The sequence below is a fragment of the Niveispirillum irakense DSM 11586 genome (genome assembly GCF_000429645.1).
GTDB lineage: Bacteria > Pseudomonadota > Alphaproteobacteria > Azospirillales > Azospirillaceae > Niveispirillum > Niveispirillum irakense.
Map to the genome: position 1 here is coordinate 242,058 of NZ_AUCG01000021.1, position 18,436 is coordinate 260,493.

Consider the following 18,436-nt stretch of genomic DNA (forward strand, 5'->3'; position numbering starts at 1 on the left):
GGTTTACAAGAACCCGGGGGAAATCGTCATGAGCAATACTGTTACCCGCGCCCAGTTGAGCGAGGCTGTCTATCAGCAGGTTGGCCTGTCCCGGAACGAATCCGCCGATCTGGTTGAAAGCGTGTTGGACGAAATCTCTGATGCGCTTGCCGATGGCGACATGGTCAAGATTTCCAGCTTTGGCAGTTTTGCCGTCCGTTCCAAGGGGGAGCGCGTTGGCCGCAACCCCAAGACGGGTGAGGAAGTGCCAATCCTGCCGCGCCGCGTGCTGGTTTTCCGCGCGTCGCATGTGCTGAAAAGCCGGATCAATGAACGCTTCGCGACCGACGCGAAGGGCTGATCGCGTCTATGACCGATGTTGCCAGTGATGATGCGCGGGTGCGGCCGGTGGCAAAATCTGCCACCGCCTTCCGGACCATCAGTGAGGTTTCGACCGAACTGGAGGTGCCGCAGCATGTGCTGCGCTTCTGGGAGACAAAATTCCCGCAGATCAAGCCGCTGAAACGTGGCGGCGGCCGGCGTTATTACCGCCCTGATGATGTGGAACTGTTACGCCGTATCCAGGCCCTGCTTTACCGCGAGGGCTATACGATTCGCGGCGTGCAGCGCCTGTTAAAGGAAGCCAAGGCGAATGGCGGTGAATTGCCCCCTGTAGGCGAAGCGCCGCCCCTGTCCCTGGCACCGGGCTCTGACGGGGAGGGCGCAATCCCCGAAGACGAGATTGGGGCCGAAGACGAACCTGAATCAGCGGCCGATATGGCTCAGTCTGATGAGGGGGAGGACGGGGATGCCCCGACGGCGGAAGGGGATAACCTTTCCCCTGAGCTGCGGGAACTTTTGTCCGACACCTTGATGGACCTTCTGGCTGCCCGCCGCCTGCTGGATTAAGAGCCTAGCGATGGGCCGTCTGGGCCTCTTGGATTTAGGTCTCACGCAGCTTGTGCCAGAGCGCAAGGACGCGGCGGCCGTAATCGCGGGCCCGGGGCTCATCCAGCCAGACATGATAGCGGCCGACGGCCAGTTCCAGATCCTTCGGCATGCTGTCGATTGCTTCCCGCAGAATACCGGCCCCCACCCGCATATTGATCTCTGGATGCAGCAGATGGCTGACATCCGGCACCCGGTTGCCGTGCCAGCGCACATTCACTTGCATCCAGCCCAGGTCCGCGTCGGCGATCTCCTTGGGCGGCAAAGTATGGATCAAGGTCATGGCCGCGTTGAAATCCGCTGGATAGTAGGATTCCGATGCTGTGCGCACGGCAAAGGGCCAGGGCCCGGTGCGCCCTTTGCGATCCAGGCGGCTTTCCACATACCCGACGGCATAAAGAAGATAGGGATCAAGGCCGGCCATCCGCCCCGTTCTCTCCCAGGCGGTACCGCGGAGCGATAACCCTTCCGCCCGCGCCGGACGGATAAAGGGCAGGGGAAGGGCCAATGCGGCCACCCCGGCCAATAGGGCACGTCGCGCCACAGGCTGTTCGATTCCGCCGGCCTTTACTGCGTTTGCCATGGCCCTGGTTCCGTTCATGCTGCGTGAGCCTGATATCACAAGCGGACGCCCACGCCCATAGGCCACAGGGGTGTGGCGGTACTTCTCCGGCGGTTGGCGGGATAGGCTTTTCAGAACAATGATTTACATCATTATCTGTCTTGCGGCTTTACGATAAGACGGGCGGCAGGGCACCACAAGGTGGTTGCCAAGCCTATCAGGGCACGACATCTGCTGTGTCCAAGGGCCGTGCGACAGGGCCTTACGGTCCCCGCGGCCATGAATGGATAGAGGGAGGAAGTCTCATGGAAATCAAAGGTGTCAGCGCCCTGGTGGCGGGTGGCGGTTCCGGGTTGGGGGCAGCCACGGCACGCGCGCTTGCGGCCGGTGGCGCCAAGGTGGCCTTGCTGGATGTGAACAAAGAGGCGGCGGCGGCCGTTGCGGCAGAGATTGGTGGCCTTGCCCTGTCCTGCGACGTGACATCGGCTACATCCGCCCTGGATGCCATTGAAGCCGCAGCCGATGCCTTCGGCCCTGCGCGGATTGCCGTGAATTGCGCAGGCATTGCACCGCCAGCTAAAATTCTGGGCCGGGACGGGCCGCATGATCTGGACCTCTTCCGCAAGGTGATCGAAGTCAACCTGATCGGCACCTTCAATATCATGCGTCTGGCGGCTGCCGGCATGGCGGGGCTGGAGCCGGTAACGGCGGATGGGGAGCGCGGGGTGATCATCAACACCGCGTCCGTTGCCGCGTTTGACGGGCAGATCGGTCAGGCCGCCTATGGCGCGTCCAAGGGTGCCGTTCATGCCCTGACACTGCCCGCCGCGCGGGAACTGGCGCGTTCCGGCATCCGGGTATGCACCATCGCGCCGGGGATTTTCCTGACACCGATGATGCTGGGCCTGCCGCAGGACGCACAGGACAGTCTGGGCAAGCAGGTCCCGTTCCCGTCACGCCTGGGCAAGCCGGAGGAATATGCGGCGCTGGCGCTGCATATCATCGCCAACAGCATGCTGAACGGCGAGACCATCCGGTTGGATGGCGCCATCCGCATGGCGCCGCGCTGAGCATGGATACGCCCGGAGGAAACCACCGCCGGGCGTGATAGGATGAGCCACAAGGCAGTTGCCAAAAGGCAGTTGATTGACCAGGAGAATGATCCGATGCAAAAGGCCGATATCGTCATCATCGGCGGGGGCATTGCCGGCACCGCCCTTGCCTATGCGCTGGATAATGACGGCGATGTCGTCCTGCTGGAGGCTGGGGATCAATTAGGTGCCCATGCGACGGGCCGGTCTGCGGCGCTTTATTCGGAAACATATGGCACTTTGCCGATCCGGGCTTTGACGGTTGCTTCCGGGCCTTTCCTGCGGCATCCCCCGCCGGGTTTCACCGAAGGTCCGCTTCTGTCACCGCGTCCGGTGCTGCACATTGCCCGTGCCGATCAGATGGATGAGTTGACCCGCGCCCTGATCAGCATGCAGGCCCTGGTTCCCAGCATCAACCCGCTGACCGGGCCGGAATGCCGGACCCTGGCGCCCTTGCTGCGGGAAGCGCATATCGCCGCCGGCATTCTTGAACCCAATGCCTGCGATATCAACGTGGAACGACTGCGTACCGCCTATCGCGATGGTGCCCGGCAGCGGGGCGCCCGAATTGTCACAAGCGCACCCGTCACCGCCCTCAGCCGGCAGAACGGTTTTTGGCAGGTGGAAAGCCCGGCGGGCACGTGGCAGGCACGCATTGTGGTCAACGCGGCAGGGGTGCTGTCCGAGCAGGTTGCAACCCTGGCCGGGGTACCTGCCATCGGCCTGCAGCCCATGCGGCGTACGGTCAGCCTGATCGACCCGCCGGCCGGGTTGGAGATTGGCCGCATGCCTTTCATCCTGGATATTGCCGGGGCGTTTTTCCTGAAGCCCGAGGGTGGGGCGCTGTTATTTTCCTCCGCAGACAATACGCCGGTCGCACCAGGGGATGCTCTGCCGGATGAACAGGCGGCTGCCCGAGCAATCCAAAGGGTCCAGGAGGCCTGTGGTCTGGAAATCAAGGGCCCCAGCCAAAGCTGGGCGGTCTTGCGCAGCTTCGTCGCCGATCGTAATCCGGTGATCGGATTTGATCCGGCGGCAGAAGGCTTTTTCTGGCTGGCAGCTTTAGGCGGAAGTGCCATCCAGACAGCCCCGGCCCTGTCCGGATTTGCCGCGGGTCTGTTGCGTGGGGAAGAAACGCCCGACCGATTGACCGGACTGGGCTTCACGGCGGCAATGGTGGCGCCGGCCCGTTTACGGTGAGCGATTGGGCGCGTACAGGCCCGGTCATTGTGCGGCGGCGCCGGGGGCTTGCATATCCTGCAACAACCTCTCCGCTGCCGCCCACCCTTCGGGCGCGTGGGCCTGCAGGCTGATCAGGAGTATTTCTGCCTCGTCCGGTTTGTTGTCCAGCAGCGCGATTTCCAGTTTCTGGGCCAGTGTCTGAAGCCGGATCAGGCCCAGATTGCCGACCAGGGAGATCAGGCTGTGTGCCTCCCGGCGGAGCCGGTTGAGATCATTTCCTTCGCGCGCGCTTCCCATTTGGGCTACGCGCTGGCGCCCGGTCGCCAGGAAAGTTTGCATCAACTCACCAAATTCTTCCGGCGAGGTGAAACTTGCCAGACTGTCCAGCATGCTGCGATCCAGCACCGACAGCGGTGCCAGCATCGCTTCCAGATCATTTTCAGGTGACGGCACGGCTTTTCCCTCCATCACAGCATCTGTTCCATCCGCTGGCGCCGTATCACCGCCAGCCCACCGTGCCGCCGTGTCGAGTAGCGTCATCGGCACATAGGGTTTGGACACATAATCGTCCATCCCGGCTTCCAGATAGGCTTCCCGCATGCCAACCATTGCGTTGGCTGTCATGGCAATGATCGGGATCCGCCGCCGGCCGCCTTGTGTTTCCTGGGACCGGATCATCCGTGTGGCTTCAATGCCGTCCATACCAGGCATCTGCACATCCATCAGGATGAGGTCGAAAGAGCCATTGGCGGCGGCGGCAACGGCCTGCATGCCATCGCTGGCCATGGTGACTGCATAGCCATCCCGGTCCAGGATCAACCGTGCCAGTTCCTGGTTGATATGATTGTCATCCACCACCAGCACATGGCGCCCCTCGCCGCGTCTTGATGCGGGCGGCGGCGGTGAAGGGGGCGCCGAAACACTCTCCTCCACGCTGAACAGGCGACCCAGCACTTCCATCAGAACCGGGGGGCGGACCGGCTTGGTCATGATGGCATCAAAGACATCTGCGGCGGGATCGCCGGGGGAAAGGCCACCGGTTGACGAGACCAGCACCAGCTTCACATGCGTGAAACTGGGGTGGTGGCGCAGCCAGCGCCCCAGACTGTCCCCTGTAATACCGGGCATTGAGTGGTCGATCAGGATGAAGTCTGGAAATTCTCCCTCCGATGCCGCCCGGTCCAGTTCTGCCAGGGCAGAGGAGGCCCCGTCCGTGGTGACATAACGGATACCCAACCGGTCCAACTGCCGGGCAAGGATGCGACGGTTGGTTTCCAGATCATCCACGATCAGGGCGGAAAGCCGGCGTAACCGGTCCGGTATTTCCAGCTTGTTGGGCAAGGGAGCGGCGGCGGGTGGCAATTCCAGCGAGAAGCTGAAACGACTGCCTTCACCCAACCTGCTTTCAACCTTGATCTCCCCATTCATCAAGGTCACCAGTTGTCGGCAGATGGTCAAACCCAGCCCGGTTCCCCCGAAGCGTCGCGTGATGGAACTGTCAGCCTGACTGAATTTCTGGAACAGGGATGCCACCTGTTCCGGCGTCATACCGATGCCGGTATCAGTGACGATGAAGGACAAGGCGGTATTATCGGCTTTCCCATCCTCTTTCCGGATCAGGCGGACAAGGATGTCTACGCTGCCATCCTCGGTGAATTTCACTGCATTACCGGCCAGATTAAGAAGGATCTGGCGCAACCTTGTCGGGTCCCCGCGATAGGCCCCCAGGGCGGCGGGATCGATGGAGGCCGAAAGCTCAATCCCTTTCTGGGCTGCACGCGGCGCCAGAAGCGCAACAACCCCGTCAACTACCTCTTCAAGGGAGAAATCGACACTCTCCAGATCCAGCTTCCCGGCTTCCAGCTTGGAAACGTCCAGAATATCGTTGATCACATAAAGCAGCGCATCGGCGCTCTCACGGATGGTTTCCGCAAAGCTGCGCTGTTCCTGGCTCAGCGAAGTGTCCAGCAGGAGGGATGTCATGCCGATGATGCCGTTCATCGGCGTCCGCACCTCATGGCTCATATTCGCCAGAAATTCGGATTTTGCCTGGTTGGCATGTTCGGCATCATGCTGGGCTTTCTCCGCCGCTTCCCGTGCGTCGCGCAAAGCCTGTTCTTGCGCCACCCGATCCGACACATCGCGGGTGGCGGAGACAATACGCTGCCCGGCCTGCCGATCGGCGGCCAAGGCGAAAGCCGTTTCCACCCATATCCAGCGCTGGTCGCCATGGCGCATGCGATAGGTGACAGGGGGGCAGGGCATGCCGGCGACCAGAATGGTCAAAGCCCGTTCCAACCGGGGTGCATCATCCTCATGCACCCGGTCCAAGGGTGTGCTGCCAACCATGCTCTCGGCGGTGTGGCCCAGCATCCATTCCGCCGAGGGGGAGATATAGAGATAGCTGCCATCCAGGGCATGCAGTGCAACCACATCGCTTCCCTGTTCCGACAACAGGCGATATTGCGCGTCACGGGTGGCCAACTCGGCCGACTGGCGTTGCAGGCCGGCGGCCATTTCATTCACGGCGGCGGCCAGAACGCCGATTTCCCCAGGACCGGTCGCCGCGCGCAGGCCCAGTTCCCCCTGGCCCAGACGCTGCACCGTTCCAAGCAGATGGCGCAGCGGCCAGACAACGGTTTTCGACAGGCCGACATAAAGGATCAGGACAGCCAGCACCGCAACCACACCCGTAATGATCATGTGGCGGGAGAACTCGTTCTCCGCCCGGGCGAGCGCCTCATCCTGGGGAAAACTGACAATCACCTTTACACCGCTATCCCGCAGCGTGGTGAACCCCATCAGCCTGGTTCGCAAGTCCACGCCAATACCGGAAACGGTCCCGGTATCATGGGCCATGACAGTGGCGACGAAGGCCAGATCCCGGACGGAAGTACCCTCCAGCCCACTGATCCGGGGAAAGCGGCTGAGCACAGAGCCGGTGCCGTCCAGCGCCATCAGGCTCAATCCCGGATTGGCCTGGGTTACCCGCTCAGCGACGGCTTCCAGCCAGTCGAGCTGCAGTCCGGCAAGGGCAACGCCGATGGTTTGTCGTTCCGGCCCGATTACGGGCTGGGCATAGACCATGATCGGCCGGTTGTTGGTCAATGCACGCAGATAGCCGCTAAGCGCAGGTCGGCCTGTGGCAAGGACGGTTTTGAAGTAATCCCTCTCCGCCAGATTCCGGTTGCGATCCAGGGTTTGTGTGGCGCACAGGACCGTGCCGTCCCGTTGCGCGATGAAAATGTTCGACACCCAGGGCTGTGCGGCCTTCAGCATCGTCAGTTGTTCAGTGCAGAGGGTGGGGTTTGTATAGGCCACCCGGGTGGCAGCCACATTCACCAGCCGCTGAACATTCAGCAGCAATTCCGAATGCTGGGCGGCAATGGCCTGGGCAATGTCCATGGCGCGACGCTGCGCCAGCATGACGGCGTCGTTCTGGCGGGCGCTGTTTTCAACAATCAACACCGCTGCCATGGCGGCCACAACCGACACCACGAGAAGGGTCAATCGGCCGCGTAAGGTCAGGAAGGGAGCAAATGCCATTTTCCATCCGGCAATCCGCCCGCCGGCCTGGATGGTCCGGGGATGCGCTGTCACGTCATACTCCCTTTCCTGTATATGCGAATGCTGGTGCAAGTGGCACTACTACCCCGATAACCATAGGTATAGGTGTATTTATCGTCCCTTGCACCTTCTCCCTGGGATAGGATTCCCTGGCCCTTCGGCACCGTCACCTTGGGTGCGCTATGCCCTTCGTGATACCATGCTGCATTAACAAGCGACGCCCCTGTAAACGGCACGTTGACCATTGCGCGACAGCGGTGGGATATCGGCCCCTTTTGGCATGGAACTATAAGTGTGGGATGGGTAGTGATCGGCCTATGCTTTACTTCCGAGGCGACAGGGGCGGCTTTTTCGCATGACCCCTGGTTGGTGCTGTTATCCTTCCTGACGGCGGCCGTTGCGGCCTTCGTCGCTCTGGATATGGTGGAGCGGTTGCGTCATGCCGCCGGCCTGTCCCGCATCTGGTGGCTTGCGGGTGCGTCGGCGGCGCTGGGTGGCGGTATCTGGGCGATGCATTTCATTGCCATGCTGGCATTCCAACTGGATGTGCCGATCGGTTTCGACGGCGGGTTGACCGCCGTTTCCCTGATCACCGCCATCTGTGTCGTGGCTCTTGGGCTGTGGTGGGTGCGCGCGGAGCGCGGCCTGTCCCGGCTGCTGCCGGCGGGTATCCTGGTTGGCACGGGCATCGCCTCCATGCATTACATGGGGATGGCGGCTTTGCTGGTGCCGGGTCGCATCGCGTATCGCCCGGAAATGTTCATCCTTTCCGTGGTCATCGCAATGGTCGCCTCCAGCCTGGCCCTTGCCCTGGCTTTCCGGGTGCGGCGCCTGTCCCATCGTCTGCTGGCGGCCCTGGTAATGGCGGTTGCCGTCAGCAGCATGCATTATGTCGGCATGGCCGGCCTGGTCATCACGCTTGATCCCGTTGGTCCGCCTTCGGATGGTGGCCTGTCCCGCTTCCTGCTGGCGTTGATGGTTGCCGCCATTACCTATGGTTTGCTGCTTCTGGCACTGGGCGCAAGCATTGCCGACCGCCGCATCAACGCCGCTGCGGCACGGGAGGCTGAACAATTGCGTCTGGCCAACCGCGCCCTTGAGCGGGAGGTGGAAGAGCGGCGGCGCATGGAACTGGAGTTGGAACAGGCGCGCGCCGCCCTGGAACAGCGGGTCGAGGAACGCACCCGCGACCTTCAGGATGCCCGCTTGCGTGCCGAGGCGGCCAACCGGGCGAAATCCGAGTTCCTCGCCAGCATGAGCCATGAGTTGCGTACACCGCTCAATTCCATCATGGGCTTTGCGCAACTGCTGTTGTTCAATCGCGTGCGGGAGCCTTTGACCGCCAAGCAGGAACGGGCTGCCACCCAGATCGACAAGGCCGGCCATCTGCTGTTGCGCCTGATTGATGAGGTGCTGGATCTGGCACGGGTGGAGGCTGGCCGGATGAGCCTTTCCATGGAGGCCGTCGATCTGTCGGCGGTGGTGGCCGATCTGGTGAGCGCGATGCAACCGGCGGCGCAGACGGCCAGGATCGCTTTCCATACAGCCTTTGACCCCTCGCTCCCCCCGGTTGCGGCTGACAGGACGCGCCTGCACCAGGTTCTGTCGAATCTGGTATCCAATGCCGTCAAATATAATCGGGAGGGCGGAAGCGTCACCATAAGGGCCCATGTGCACGAAGAGTGTATCCGGCTTTCGGTCCGGGATACCGGTATCGGCATCCCGGCAGACCGGCTGGCGGAACTGTTTCAGCCTTTCAACCGGCTGGGGCGGGAGCATGGGGCCATTGAAGGCACCGGTATCGGCCTGACCATCTGCAAGCGTCTTCTGGAAGCGATGGGATCGGAATTACGGGTGGAAACCCACGAAGGCTGGGGCAGCGAATTTTATTTCGATCTCTTCCCTGCCGCGCAGGCTGCATCACCCTCCGGGCAGGGGCATTCCCCCCGGCGTCTGGCCGCCGGTCACCATTTCACCATGCTCTATATTGAGGATAACCCCGCGAATATCGAACTGATGCAGGATGTGATGGCGGCGGTGGAAGGGGCGGAACTGTTCGTGGCGCCCGATCCGGGATCGGGTCTGCAGATGGCGGTCGATACCCAACCCGACATCATCCTGCTGGACATCAATCTCCCCGGCATGGATGGCTTCGAGATGCTGCGCCGCCTGCGGGCCGACCCGTCTACCGCTGCCATTCCCGTGCTGGCGTTGAGCGCCAATGCCATGCCGGCACAGGTGGAAAAAGGGTTGGCCGCCGGCTTCCTGCGGTATCTGACCAAGCCGCTGGACATGGAAGAATTCATGGGCGCCCTGTCTTATGCGCTGGGAGAGCGCCGGCAGCCGCCCCGCCCGGTTAAGGCCTGAAAGACGGCCACCGTGGATAATGTGCGGAAGCGAAAAAACTGCATAAATATTATAAAATCGGATGCAGGGTATTAACACGGGCCGCGTATAAGAAGGGCACCCTTTGTCCTCCCTTCGTCGATGACCCTGATGCAAGCTGCCAGCCAAGCCACCGCTTCCACCAAGCCGCCATCCCTGAAACGGTCCCGACGCAAGGGCGGGCGCCGTGTCCTGTATGCCGGTATCGCCCTTCTGGCCGCCGCCGGCGCCGGAATTGCCTGGTGGCTTTCCAGCGCCGGGTCGACGGGGGAAGGTCAGTACCTGACCACTGCCGTGGAGCGGGGGGACATTGAAGACAGCGTTGCTGCGCTGGGTAACCTTCAGCCGCTGGATTATGTGGATGTCGGCACCCAGGTTTCCGGCCAGCTCCGCAAAATCCATTTCCTGGTGGGCCAGGAAGTGGAGCAGGGCACCCTGCTGGCGGAAATCGACCCCACCGTCTATCAGTCCCGCGTGGATTCCGACAAAGCGCAGCTTGAAAACCTGAACGCGCAACTGGCGCAGCGGGAAGCGGAACTGGTGCTGGCCAAACAGCAGTTTGAGCGTCAGCGCAACCTGTTGAAGGATAACGCCACCAGCCAGGACAGCTTCCAGAGCGCGGAGGCCAATCTGCGCGCTGCTGAAGCCTCGATCCGGTCTGTGAATGCACAGATCCGCCAGACAACCTCCACCCTGCGGGGGGATGAGGCGAACCTGGGCTATACCAAGATTTACGCGCCCATGACCGGCACTGTCGTGTCGCAAAACGCCAAGCAGGGCCAGACCCTGAATGCCAACCAGTCCGCGCCGATCGTGTTGCGCATCGCCGATCTGGCCAAGATGACGGTGACGACCCAGGTTTCGGAGGCCGATGTCTCGCGCCTGAAGATCGGCATGCCGGCTTATTTCACCACCCTTGGCCGTCCGGATCGCCGCTGGCAGGGGACATTGCGGCAGGTGGAGCCGACACCGACGGTGGAAAATAACGTCGTCCTCTATAATGCCCTGTTCGATGTGGGCAATGAGGGCGGCCAGTTGATGACGCAGATGACCGCGCAGGTCTTCTTCGTTGTCGCCCAGGCCAAGGACACGCTGCGCATTCCGCTGGCCGCCCTGCGTGCGCCGGGCCGCCCGGAAGGGGCGCCGCCCCGTGGTGGCGATGGTGCCCCGCGTCGGCCGGGCGCTGGCTCCGAAGCGGGGCCCAGGGCTGAAGGGGCACCCCGTCAGCGCCCCGCACCGGCAGCAGACGGCGAGGCTGGCCCCGGCGGGCGCCCCCGCATGGTCACGGTCCTGAAGGCCGATGGCACGACGGAAGAGCGGCGGATCATGGTCGGTGTTGCGGACCGGGTGAATATCCAGGTTCTGTCCGGCCTGGAGGAAGGGGAGCGCGTGGTGATTGGACGTGCCTTGCCCGCAGGACAGGCCCGTAGCATGCAACAGCAGCAGCAGGGGCCGCGCATGCGTCCGCCGGGGGTGTTATGAGCAGCCCGCAGCAGAAGCCCCAGGCCACGCCGCTGATCGAACTGGTCGACATCACCAAGACCTATGCGACTGGCGAACTGGCGGTGCAGGTGCTGAAAGGCATCTCGCTCAAGATTTATCCCGGTGAATTTGTTGCCATCATGGGGGCATCGGGGTCGGGCAAATCGACCCTGATGAATATCCTGGGCTGTCTGGACCGACCGTCCACCGGGCAGTACCTGTTCGATGGGCAGGATGTGTCCACCTTTGACCGGGATATGCTGGCGGCGCTGCGGCGCGAGGCGTTCGGCTTCGTGTTCCAGAGCTACAACCTGATCCCGATGGCCACCGCGACCGAGAATGTCGAGGTGCCGGCCATCTATGCCGGCATGTCACGGGATGCGCGGCGGGAACGGGCGGAACAGCTTCTGTCTTCTCTGGGGCTGGAAGAGCGTCTGGACCATAGGCCCAGCCAGCTTTCCGGTGGTCAGCAACAGCGTGTTTCCATCGCCCGCGCGCTGGTCAATGGCGGCCAGGTGATCCTGGCGGACGAGCCGACGGGTGCGCTGGACAGCCGCAGCGGTGTGGAGGTTATGCGCCTGCTGCGGGAACTGGCGGACCAGGGTCACACCATCATCCTGATCACCCATGACCGGGATGTGGCCAACAATGCCCGCCGGCTGGTGGAGTTGAAGGATGGGCAGGTCATTGCTGACGGGCCGCCGGACGGCGCGCAAGCAGCCCCGCCGCCGCCCGTGCCTGCCCGATCCGTTCATGTGCCGCAACAGGGTGAGGATGAAGGCTGGAACTTCCGTGAGTTGACGGAAGCCTTCCGTATGGCGATGCGGGCCCTGACCGCCAATCTTTATCGCACGGTGCTGACGCTGCTGGGCATCGTCATCGGTGTGGCATCCGTGGTGGCGATGCTGGCGGTGGGCAACGGGTCCAAGCAATCCGTGATGGACCAGATGAGTGCCATGGGCACCAACCTGCTGCTGGTCCGCCCCGGCGCGCCAGGGCAGCGCAACGCCAATGGTGTGGCAACGCTGGTTCCTGATGACGCCATCGCGATTTCAGCCTTGCCTAATGTCACTGCTGCCGTCCCGGAATATACCGGCGGCATGACGGCACGCGCCGGCAACCTGGATTACCAGACGCAGGTGAATGCGACGACGCCCGCCATGGTGGTGGCCAAAAGCTGGCCGGTGGAGAGCGGTGTTTTCTTCAGTGAGGATGACCAGCAGCGCTATGCGCCTGTGGCTGTCATCGGCAAGACGGTGGCCGCTAACCTGTTCCCCGACCAGGACCCGGTTGGTCGCTATATGCTGTTGAAGAATGTGCCGTTCCAGGTGATCGGCGTGATGTCTGCCAAGGGCGCCACGCCATTCGGCCAGGATCAGGATGACGTGGTGTTCGTGCCGCTCAGCACGGGTTCGCTGCGCCTGTTCGGCCAGCGCAACCTGCGCACCATCACGGTGCTGGTGGATAATCTGGAACGGATTGACGAGACGCAGACCGAGGTTACCTCCCTGCTGATCGCCCGCCATCAGGCGGAAGATTTCCAGATCCGCAACACCGCTTCCATCATCGAGACGCAATCGGCGATGCGCGACACGATGACGGTGCTGCTGGGGTCCATCGCGGCCATTTCCCTGTTGGTCGGTGGCATCGGCGTGATGAACATCATGCTGGTCAATGTGACGGAGCGGACGCGCGAAATTGGTATCCGCATGGCGACCGGCGCCCGCACCCGTCACGTGATGCAGCAATTCATGCTGGAAGCACTGCTTGTTTCCGCCCTGGGTGGTGTCGTCGGGGTTGTTCTGGGCTTGTCCATCGGCCTGCTGCTGTCGGCTTTGGGCACACCGATCCAGCTTTCGCTGGCGCCGGTTGCCCTGGCATTCGGCTGTGCCTTCGGTACCGGCCTGGTCTTTGGTTACACCCCCGCCCGCCGCGCCGCCATGCTCGACCCCGTCGTTGCCCTTGCGTCCGACTGACGCCAGCCATTGGATGATCCACGCATGATCGCCCGCCGTCTTTCCCGGCCCCTGTCCCTTGTCCTGCTGACTGGCACCGCCCTGCTGGGCGCCTGCTCCCATGCTGGCGACATGGCGGTGCCGCAGCCTGTCACCCCCCAAGCCGCCTGGACCCAACCGGTTGATGCCGCCGCCGCCTGGCCGGCCGCTGACTGGTGGCAGGGCTTCAACTCCCCCGAATTGCTGACCCTGCTGGGCGAAGCGCGCACCGCCAATACCGATCTGGCAGCGGCGGCCCTGCGGCTGCGGCAGGCGCAACTGCGTCAGATCCAGGCCGATGCCTCCCTGCTGCCCAGCGTGGGCGGCAGTGCGGGGATCAGCCGGCAGGAGAGTGACCGTTGGGGTAATGGCTCCGGCAATGATGGCACCGGCTCCTCCTCCAGCGGGCGGACCAGTGCCAGCCTGGGCCTTTCGGCCTCTTATGAACTGGATTTCTGGGGGCGTAACCGCGCTGGTGCCACCAGTGCCGCTGCCGCGACGGCGATCAGCGCCCTGGATCGGGAGACGGTGGCCCTGACCGTCACCGCTGATGTCGCCAATACCTATTTCCAGGTGCTTTCCCTGCGCGACCGCCGTCGTAGCGCGGAGGAGAACCTGGAACTGGCCGAACGTGTCATGTCGGTGGTGGATTCCCGCTACCGCAATGGCGCGGCCACGGCGCTGGAAGTGGCGCAGCAGCGCAATGCACTGGTATCGCAGCAGGCGACCATCCCCGCCCTGCGCCAGCAGGAACTGGATGCAACCTTGAATCTGGCGGTGCTGCTGGGCCGCCAGCCGCAGGATATCGCGGTTGCCACCGATGGGCTGGGCGGGCTGGGCCTGCCGCGCACCGGCACCGGTGTGCCGGCTGACCTGCTGGAACGCCGGCCCGATCTTAAGGCGGCATCGCTTCAGCTTGTCGCGGCGGGGGCCGATATCGTGGCGGCGCGGGCCGCCCTTTATCCCACCACCAGCATCAGCCTGTCGGGCAATCTGTCCGGCGGCGGGTTGAGCAGTCTTGTCAACGCGCCCCTGGCCACCGCCAATCTGGGCCTGTCGCTGGCGCAAAGCCTGTTTGATGGCGGCAGCCGCCGCGCCGGGGTGGAGATTGCCGAGACGCGGAAGCTGGAACTGGTGGAGAGCTATCGTGCTTCCATCCTGACTGCCTTCTCGGACGTGGAAACGGCACTGGGCGCCGCCCGCAATGCGGAAACCCAGCGCCGCCTGCAGGAGGAATCGGTCCGGCTGGCGCGGGAGGTTTTCCGTCTGGCGGAAACCCGCTACCGGGAAGGGGCGGTTGATCTGCTGACCCTGCTGGATGCGCAGCGTTCCCTGCTGTCAGCCCAGGATCAGTTGACCCAGACCCGGCTGGCGGAGTTGCAGGCCGCCATCGCCCTGTTCCGGTCCCTGGGCGGTGGCTGGGCCTGATCAGCCCGGCTCCGGCCCCTATAGGTGCAGGTAAAGCTGGTAATCCAGGTCTGGCACGGCCGCCATCACGCGGGCTAACTCAGCCCGTTTGATGGCGGTGAAGGATCGGTGCAATTCCGGCCCCAGGGCTTGCTTCAGGAATGCCGAGGCCTCTGCCTTTATCAGTGCCTGATGCCAGTCACGCGGCATGGTCGCGGTGCGGGCGGTAACCGGGGCGGGTTGCGGCTGGCCGCTGCGACTGGCGGGGCCGGGCTCGATGCTGTTTTCCAGCCCATGGCTTATGCCCGCCAGCACGGTGGCGCCGACGAGATAGGGGTTGGCGTCCACGCCTGCCGGTCGATGTTCCACCCGTCTGGCCTGTGCGGGCCCGGCAGGCACCCGCAGGGCGACGGATCGGTCATTCACGCCCCAACTGGGTTCCACCGGCGCATAGAGATTGGCGACGTAGCGTCGCCAGCTATTGGCGTGCGGCGCGAAGACCAGCATGCTTTCAGCCATGGTGTCGGCCAGTCCGCCGATGGCGTGGCGGAGAACCGGAACCAATTCACCATCTGCCTTTTCCGAAAAATGGTTGCCGCCCGCGCCATCGCCCAGCGATACGTGCAGATGCATTCCAGACCCGGCCCGCCCCTGGAACGGCTTGGCCATGAAGCAGGCGATCATCCCATGGCGGCGGGCAATGGCCCGCACCAGCCGCTTCAGCATGATCAGGTCATCGGCGGCACGCATCAGGCAGGGGCGGTAATGCAGGGTCAACTCATACTGGCCCGGTGCATATTCTGCGATCAGGGTTTCCAGCGGCAGGCCCTGGGCTGATGCAGCCTGATAGATGGCGGCGAAAACGGGCTGCATCCCGTCCAGATCATCCAGCCCATAGACCTGGATCTGGTCGTGACGGCGCCCGTCCAGCGCCATGGAAGCCGGGCGCGGCCTGCCATCGGGGCCGGGGGTGGCGTCCAGCAGGTAAAATTCCAGCTCGAACGCGCCGGCCGGATGGTACCCATCCTCCTTCAACGCTGCGATCTGGCGGGCCAGCGCATGGCGGGGATCGGCCCCAAAAGGCTGCCCGTCCAGCCCATAGAGCGATACCAGCACCTGTGCCCGCGCCGGGTGGGTGAAGGGCAGGGGGGCCAGGGTACCGGGGACCGGCCAGACGCGCAGGTCGGCATCGCCCATTGCCCAGACCAGCCCGGTTTCCTCCACATCCTCTCCCGTCACATCCAGTCCCAGGATGGAACTGGGCAGGTGGCGCCCCTGGCGGTAGAGGCTTTCCAATTCATGCCGGCGGATGATCTTGCCCCGGCCGACGCCATTGGCATCGACCAGCACGATATCCACCGCCTCAATCTCCGGATGGGTGGCCAGGAAGCGTTCGGCCTCCTCCCACGGGGCAAAGGGCGGCCCGCTCATGCCACCCTCCGCAACTGGCCGGTAATGTCGGTGAAGGCAGCGATCAACCGGTCCACCTGTATGGCCGTCGTCGCTGGGCAGACCAGCATCATGTTATGGAACGGGGCGATCAGGCAGCCCCGGTTCAGCAAGGCCAGATGCAACGCCGCTTCCAGTTCCGGGGCATGGGCCGCCTCAGCCGCCGTGCCATTGCGTAAAGGGCCGGGCGCGCAGATGAACTCCACCCGGGCGCCGACGCGCGCCACATGCCAGGGCAGGGACGCAGCGGTAATGGCCGCCATCAGGCCCTTTTCCAGCCGGTCGGCCAATCGTTCCATATGGGCATAGGCATCGGCGGTCATCACCTGTTCCAGCACGGCCCGCATGGCCGCCAGCGCCAGGGCATTGGCCGACAGGGTGGTGCCCATGCCGGAATGGCCGGATGGTGTGGCCGCCCGCACGGCATCCAGCCGTCGGGCGATATCGTCGGTAAAGCCCCAGATACTGGCGGGAATGCCGCCGGCAATCGGCTTGCCCAGCACAAACATATCCGGTTCCAGCCCGTACCGGGCGCTGTAGCCGCCACGCGCGGTGGAAATGGTGTGCGTCTCGTCGATCAGTAGCAGCGTGCCCGTTTCCCGCGTCAGGCGACGCAAGCCCGCATGGAACCCGGGTTCGGGCAGCACCATGCAGCTATTGGTCAAAACCGGTTCTGTGATGACACAGGCGATATCGCCCGCCTTCAACGCCTGTTCCAAAGCGGTCAGATCGTTGAATTCCACCACCGCCGTGTCACGGGTCAGGTCGGTGAACTGGCCCAGAAGACCGGGACGGTTCACCGCTTGGCCCTTATCCAGTCGCACGAAGGTTTCATCCACCGTGCCATGATAGCAGCCGTTGAAAACCAGGATGCGTGGCCGCCCTGTCACCGCCCTGGCCACACGCAGGGCGAAACGGTTGGCGTCCGTGGCCGTGGTGGCAATCTGCCAATGGGGCAGGCCGAAAATTTGCGGGAGCAGGTGGCCGATGGCGGCGGCATCCGCCGTGGGCAGCATATAGGTCAGGCCGCGCTGGGCCTGCTCCGCTATGGCTTTGGCAACTGGTGGTGGTGAGTGGCCAAACATGGCCCCGGTATCACCCAGGCAGAAATCCGCCCGTTCGTGGCCGTCAATGTCTGTCAGTGTGGCGCCGTGGGCATTTTGTACCAGGATCGGGAATGGCAGAGGCCAGTCCCGCATCCAGTGCATCGGCACGCCTTGGTAAAACCCGGACAGGCCGTTCGCTGCCGCTTCGGCGGATCGGGGGTGTGCGGCGATGAACCGATCCTGTTCCGCCGCCATCAATGCCGCTATGGCGGCCTTTGGCACACCAGTGTGATCCTGCGCCATCATCTACCCGGAGATCATTTATTCTCTCCGACTGTCGTCTGGCGCCCCCATGCCGTCAAGCGATCCTGCCGGTCATTCCCCCAGCCAGATGCCGGCCACGCGGTGCAGCTTGTCGACATCTTCCATCCGCAGATCAATCCGGCGGCGGGAAAGCGTCAGCCCGTACAGCGCACCATCATCATCCTGCCGGAGATAGAAGGCCAGGGGCGACCAGGAGAGGCGATTGATCACCAGATCACCGACACTGGCGGTGACATCGGGATTGATCTGCAATATGGCGCCCGGCGCCAGGGCCGGCGTGTTGTTCAGGTCGCTCACGGTCACGGCATAGGCGCGGGGCGCATTGCGCAACGGCGCCGGGCGCGGGCTTTTGCCGCGCGGAACAGCATTATCGCCATCGCGCGCCAGTTCACGGCCATCGAAAAGAGGCAGGTCTGTTTCCGTTCGGACTTCACCCAGCATGGTGCGCAGCGGGCTGTTGGGTGCCAGCATATCCACGGGACCGACACCAAAAATTTTCGCCAACCGGATCACATGGTCGGGACGAAACGGCCGAACGCCATTTTCCAGCTTCGAAATCTCGCTCTTGGACAGGCCCGCAGAGTTTGCCAAAGCCGCCAAACTCATCCCCCGCGAGGTCCGCATGGTCCGCAGATGGACGCCGTCATGGTGTTGCACTTGAAGTGTCTCCCCTTTCTGCCTCGAAAGAAACATACAGCAACAGGCGGTGCCGAAAAGGGCAGCGCCTTCGTCCAAAGGGTTAGGTTACATTTTATCTAATTTCCCAAAGGCAGCCTTCTTGGGAGGTAGCCGGCGACGCAACTCTTATCTTCATTGGTCATATAATTACTCTGCCTACAACTTTGCTGTGGGAGGAAACTAGAGTTGTTCGCTCATCGGACAAGCCCCTGATGTTTCGCGCGGCCGCGACTATTTCGGTGTCGATCCAGAAAGCCGGGGATGAGTGTGGGCACCGTTCGCTGCCATATGGGGCTTTTTGCACAACAAGATGGGCTAAAGCGCGCCTTGTCGTGCGCATGG

The 18,436-nt window shown here is 63.2% G+C and carries 13 protein-coding genes; 8 read left to right on the top strand and 5 right to left on the bottom strand.

Features of this window, described 5'->3' with window-relative positions; translation table 11 throughout:
• The first annotated feature begins 28 nt into the window (after nt 1-28).
• Together G473_RS0110095 and G473_RS0110100 are read left to right on the top strand one after the other, a co-directional pair.
• Nucleotides 29-340, top strand: a complete 312-nt coding sequence (locus tag G473_RS0110095; protein ID WP_029012993.1) for an integration host factor subunit alpha — start codon at nt 29-31, stop codon at nt 338-340.
• Nucleotides 341-348: 8 nt separating this feature from the next.
• Entirely contained in the window at nt 349-888 is a 540-nt protein-coding gene (locus G473_RS0110100) for a MerR family transcriptional regulator (RefSeq protein WP_051330114.1), read from the top strand.
• 34 nt (nt 889-922) lie between these two features.
• Here G473_RS0110100 and G473_RS0110105 read toward each other — a convergent pair whose 3' ends face one another.
• Nucleotides 923-1,510, bottom strand: a complete 588-nt coding sequence (locus tag G473_RS0110105; RefSeq protein ID WP_161630966.1) for a transglycosylase SLT domain-containing protein — start codon at nt 1,508-1,510, stop codon at nt 923-925.
• 284 nt (nt 1,511-1,794) lie between these two features.
• Here G473_RS0110105 and G473_RS0110110 point away from each other — a divergent pair, with 284 nt between their 5' ends.
• The gene (locus G473_RS0110110) at nt 1,795-2,559 is read left to right on the top strand and encodes an SDR family NAD(P)-dependent oxidoreductase (RefSeq protein WP_029012996.1); all 765 of its coding nucleotides are present in this window, start codon (nt 1,795-1,797) and stop codon (nt 2,557-2,559) included.
• Nucleotides 2,560-2,601: 42 nt separating this feature from the next.
• Nucleotides 2,602-3,780 (top strand): NAD(P)/FAD-dependent oxidoreductase, encoded by a 1,179-nt coding sequence (locus G473_RS0110115; RefSeq protein WP_084437878.1) that lies wholly within the window; start codon nt 2,602-2,604, stop codon nt 3,778-3,780.
• A gap of 24 nt (nt 3,781-3,804) precedes the next feature.
• Here the strand turns inward: G473_RS0110115 and G473_RS29185 are convergent, their stop codons facing one another.
• Nucleotides 3,805-7,362 carry a response regulator gene (locus tag G473_RS29185; RefSeq protein WP_051330116.1) on the bottom strand — a complete coding sequence of 1,186 codons (3,558 nt, stop codon included), beginning with the start codon at nt 7,360-7,362 and terminating at the stop codon, nt 3,805-3,807.
• Between the two features lie 336 nt (nt 7,363-7,698).
• Between G473_RS29185 and G473_RS29190 the strand changes: the two genes are divergently transcribed.
• The 4 genes from G473_RS29190 to G473_RS0110140 all read left to right on the top strand — a co-directional run bounded on the left by G473_RS29190 (nt 7,699) and on the right by G473_RS0110140 (nt 14,618).
• On the top strand, nt 7,699-9,696 hold the full coding sequence (locus tag G473_RS29190) for an MHYT domain-containing protein (protein ID WP_154667349.1): 1,998 nt from the start codon (nt 7,699-7,701) through the stop codon (nt 9,694-9,696).
• A 120-nt stretch (nt 9,697-9,816) separates the two neighbouring features.
• Nucleotides 9,817-11,196 carry an efflux RND transporter periplasmic adaptor subunit gene (locus tag G473_RS26235; protein ID WP_210163276.1) on the top strand — a complete coding sequence of 460 codons (1,380 nt, stop codon included), beginning with the start codon at nt 9,817-9,819 and terminating at the stop codon, nt 11,194-11,196.
• On the top strand, nt 11,193-13,172 hold the full coding sequence (locus G473_RS0110135; protein ID WP_029012998.1) for a MacB family efflux pump subunit: 1,980 nt from the start codon (nt 11,193-11,195) through the stop codon (nt 13,170-13,172). Before G473_RS26235 ends, G473_RS0110135 begins: the two co-directional genes overlap by 4 nt.
• 24 nt (nt 13,173-13,196) lie before the next feature.
• A complete protein-coding gene (locus G473_RS0110140) occupies nt 13,197-14,618 on the top strand; it encodes an efflux transporter outer membrane subunit (protein ID WP_029012999.1) in 1,422 nt (473 codons plus the stop codon).
• 18 nt (nt 14,619-14,636) lie between these two features.
• On the opposite strand, the gene G473_RS0110145 is transcribed toward G473_RS0110140, so the two are convergent.
• The 3 genes from G473_RS0110145 to G473_RS29195 form a co-directional block, all read right to left on the bottom strand.
• Entirely contained in the window at nt 14,637-16,028 is a 1,392-nt protein-coding gene (locus tag G473_RS0110145; RefSeq protein WP_029013000.1) for a glutamine synthetase family protein, read from the bottom strand.
• Nucleotides 16,025-17,398 carry an aspartate aminotransferase family protein gene (locus tag G473_RS0110150; RefSeq protein WP_029013001.1) on the bottom strand — a complete coding sequence of 458 codons (1,374 nt, stop codon included), beginning with the start codon at nt 17,396-17,398 and terminating at the stop codon, nt 16,025-16,027. Before G473_RS0110150 ends, G473_RS0110145 begins: the two co-directional genes overlap by 4 nt.
• A 69-nt stretch (nt 17,399-17,467) precedes the next feature.
• Nucleotides 17,468-18,073: a helix-turn-helix domain-containing protein gene (locus G473_RS29195; RefSeq protein ID WP_051330118.1), complete on the bottom strand. Its 606-nt coding sequence runs from the start codon at nt 18,071-18,073 to the stop codon at nt 17,468-17,470.
• Nucleotides 18,074-18,436 lie beyond the last annotated feature (363 nt).

Bases quoted from the DNA above. Each gene is read 5' to 3' on its own strand.
- G473_RS0110095 (WP_029012993.1), top strand. From the start codon at position 29: ATGAGCAATACTGTTACCCGCGCCCAGTTGAGCGAGGCTGTCTATCAG.
- G473_RS0110100 (WP_051330114.1), top strand. From the start codon at position 349: ATGACCGATGTTGCCAGTGATGATGCGCGGGTGCGGCCGGTGGCAAAA.
- G473_RS0110105 (WP_161630966.1), bottom strand. From the start codon at position 1,510: ATGGCAAACGCAGTAAAGGCCGGCGGAATCGAACAGCCTGTGGCGCGA.
- G473_RS0110110 (WP_029012996.1), top strand. From the start codon at position 1,795: ATGGAAATCAAAGGTGTCAGCGCCCTGGTGGCGGGTGGCGGTTCCGGG.
- G473_RS0110115 (WP_084437878.1), top strand. From the start codon at position 2,602: ATGAGCCACAAGGCAGTTGCCAAAAGGCAGTTGATTGACCAGGAGAAT.
- G473_RS26235 (WP_210163276.1), top strand. From the start codon at position 9,817: ATGACCCTGATGCAAGCTGCCAGCCAAGCCACCGCTTCCACCAAGCCG.
- G473_RS0110135 (WP_029012998.1), top strand. From the start codon at position 11,193: ATGAGCAGCCCGCAGCAGAAGCCCCAGGCCACGCCGCTGATCGAACTG.
- G473_RS0110140 (WP_029012999.1), top strand. From the start codon at position 13,197: ATGATCGCCCGCCGTCTTTCCCGGCCCCTGTCCCTTGTCCTGCTGACT.
- G473_RS0110145 (WP_029013000.1), bottom strand. From the start codon at position 16,028: ATGAGCGGGCCGCCCTTTGCCCCGTGGGAGGAGGCCGAACGCTTCCTG.
- G473_RS0110150 (WP_029013001.1), bottom strand. From the start codon at position 17,398: ATGATGGCGCAGGATCACACTGGTGTGCCAAAGGCCGCCATAGCGGCA.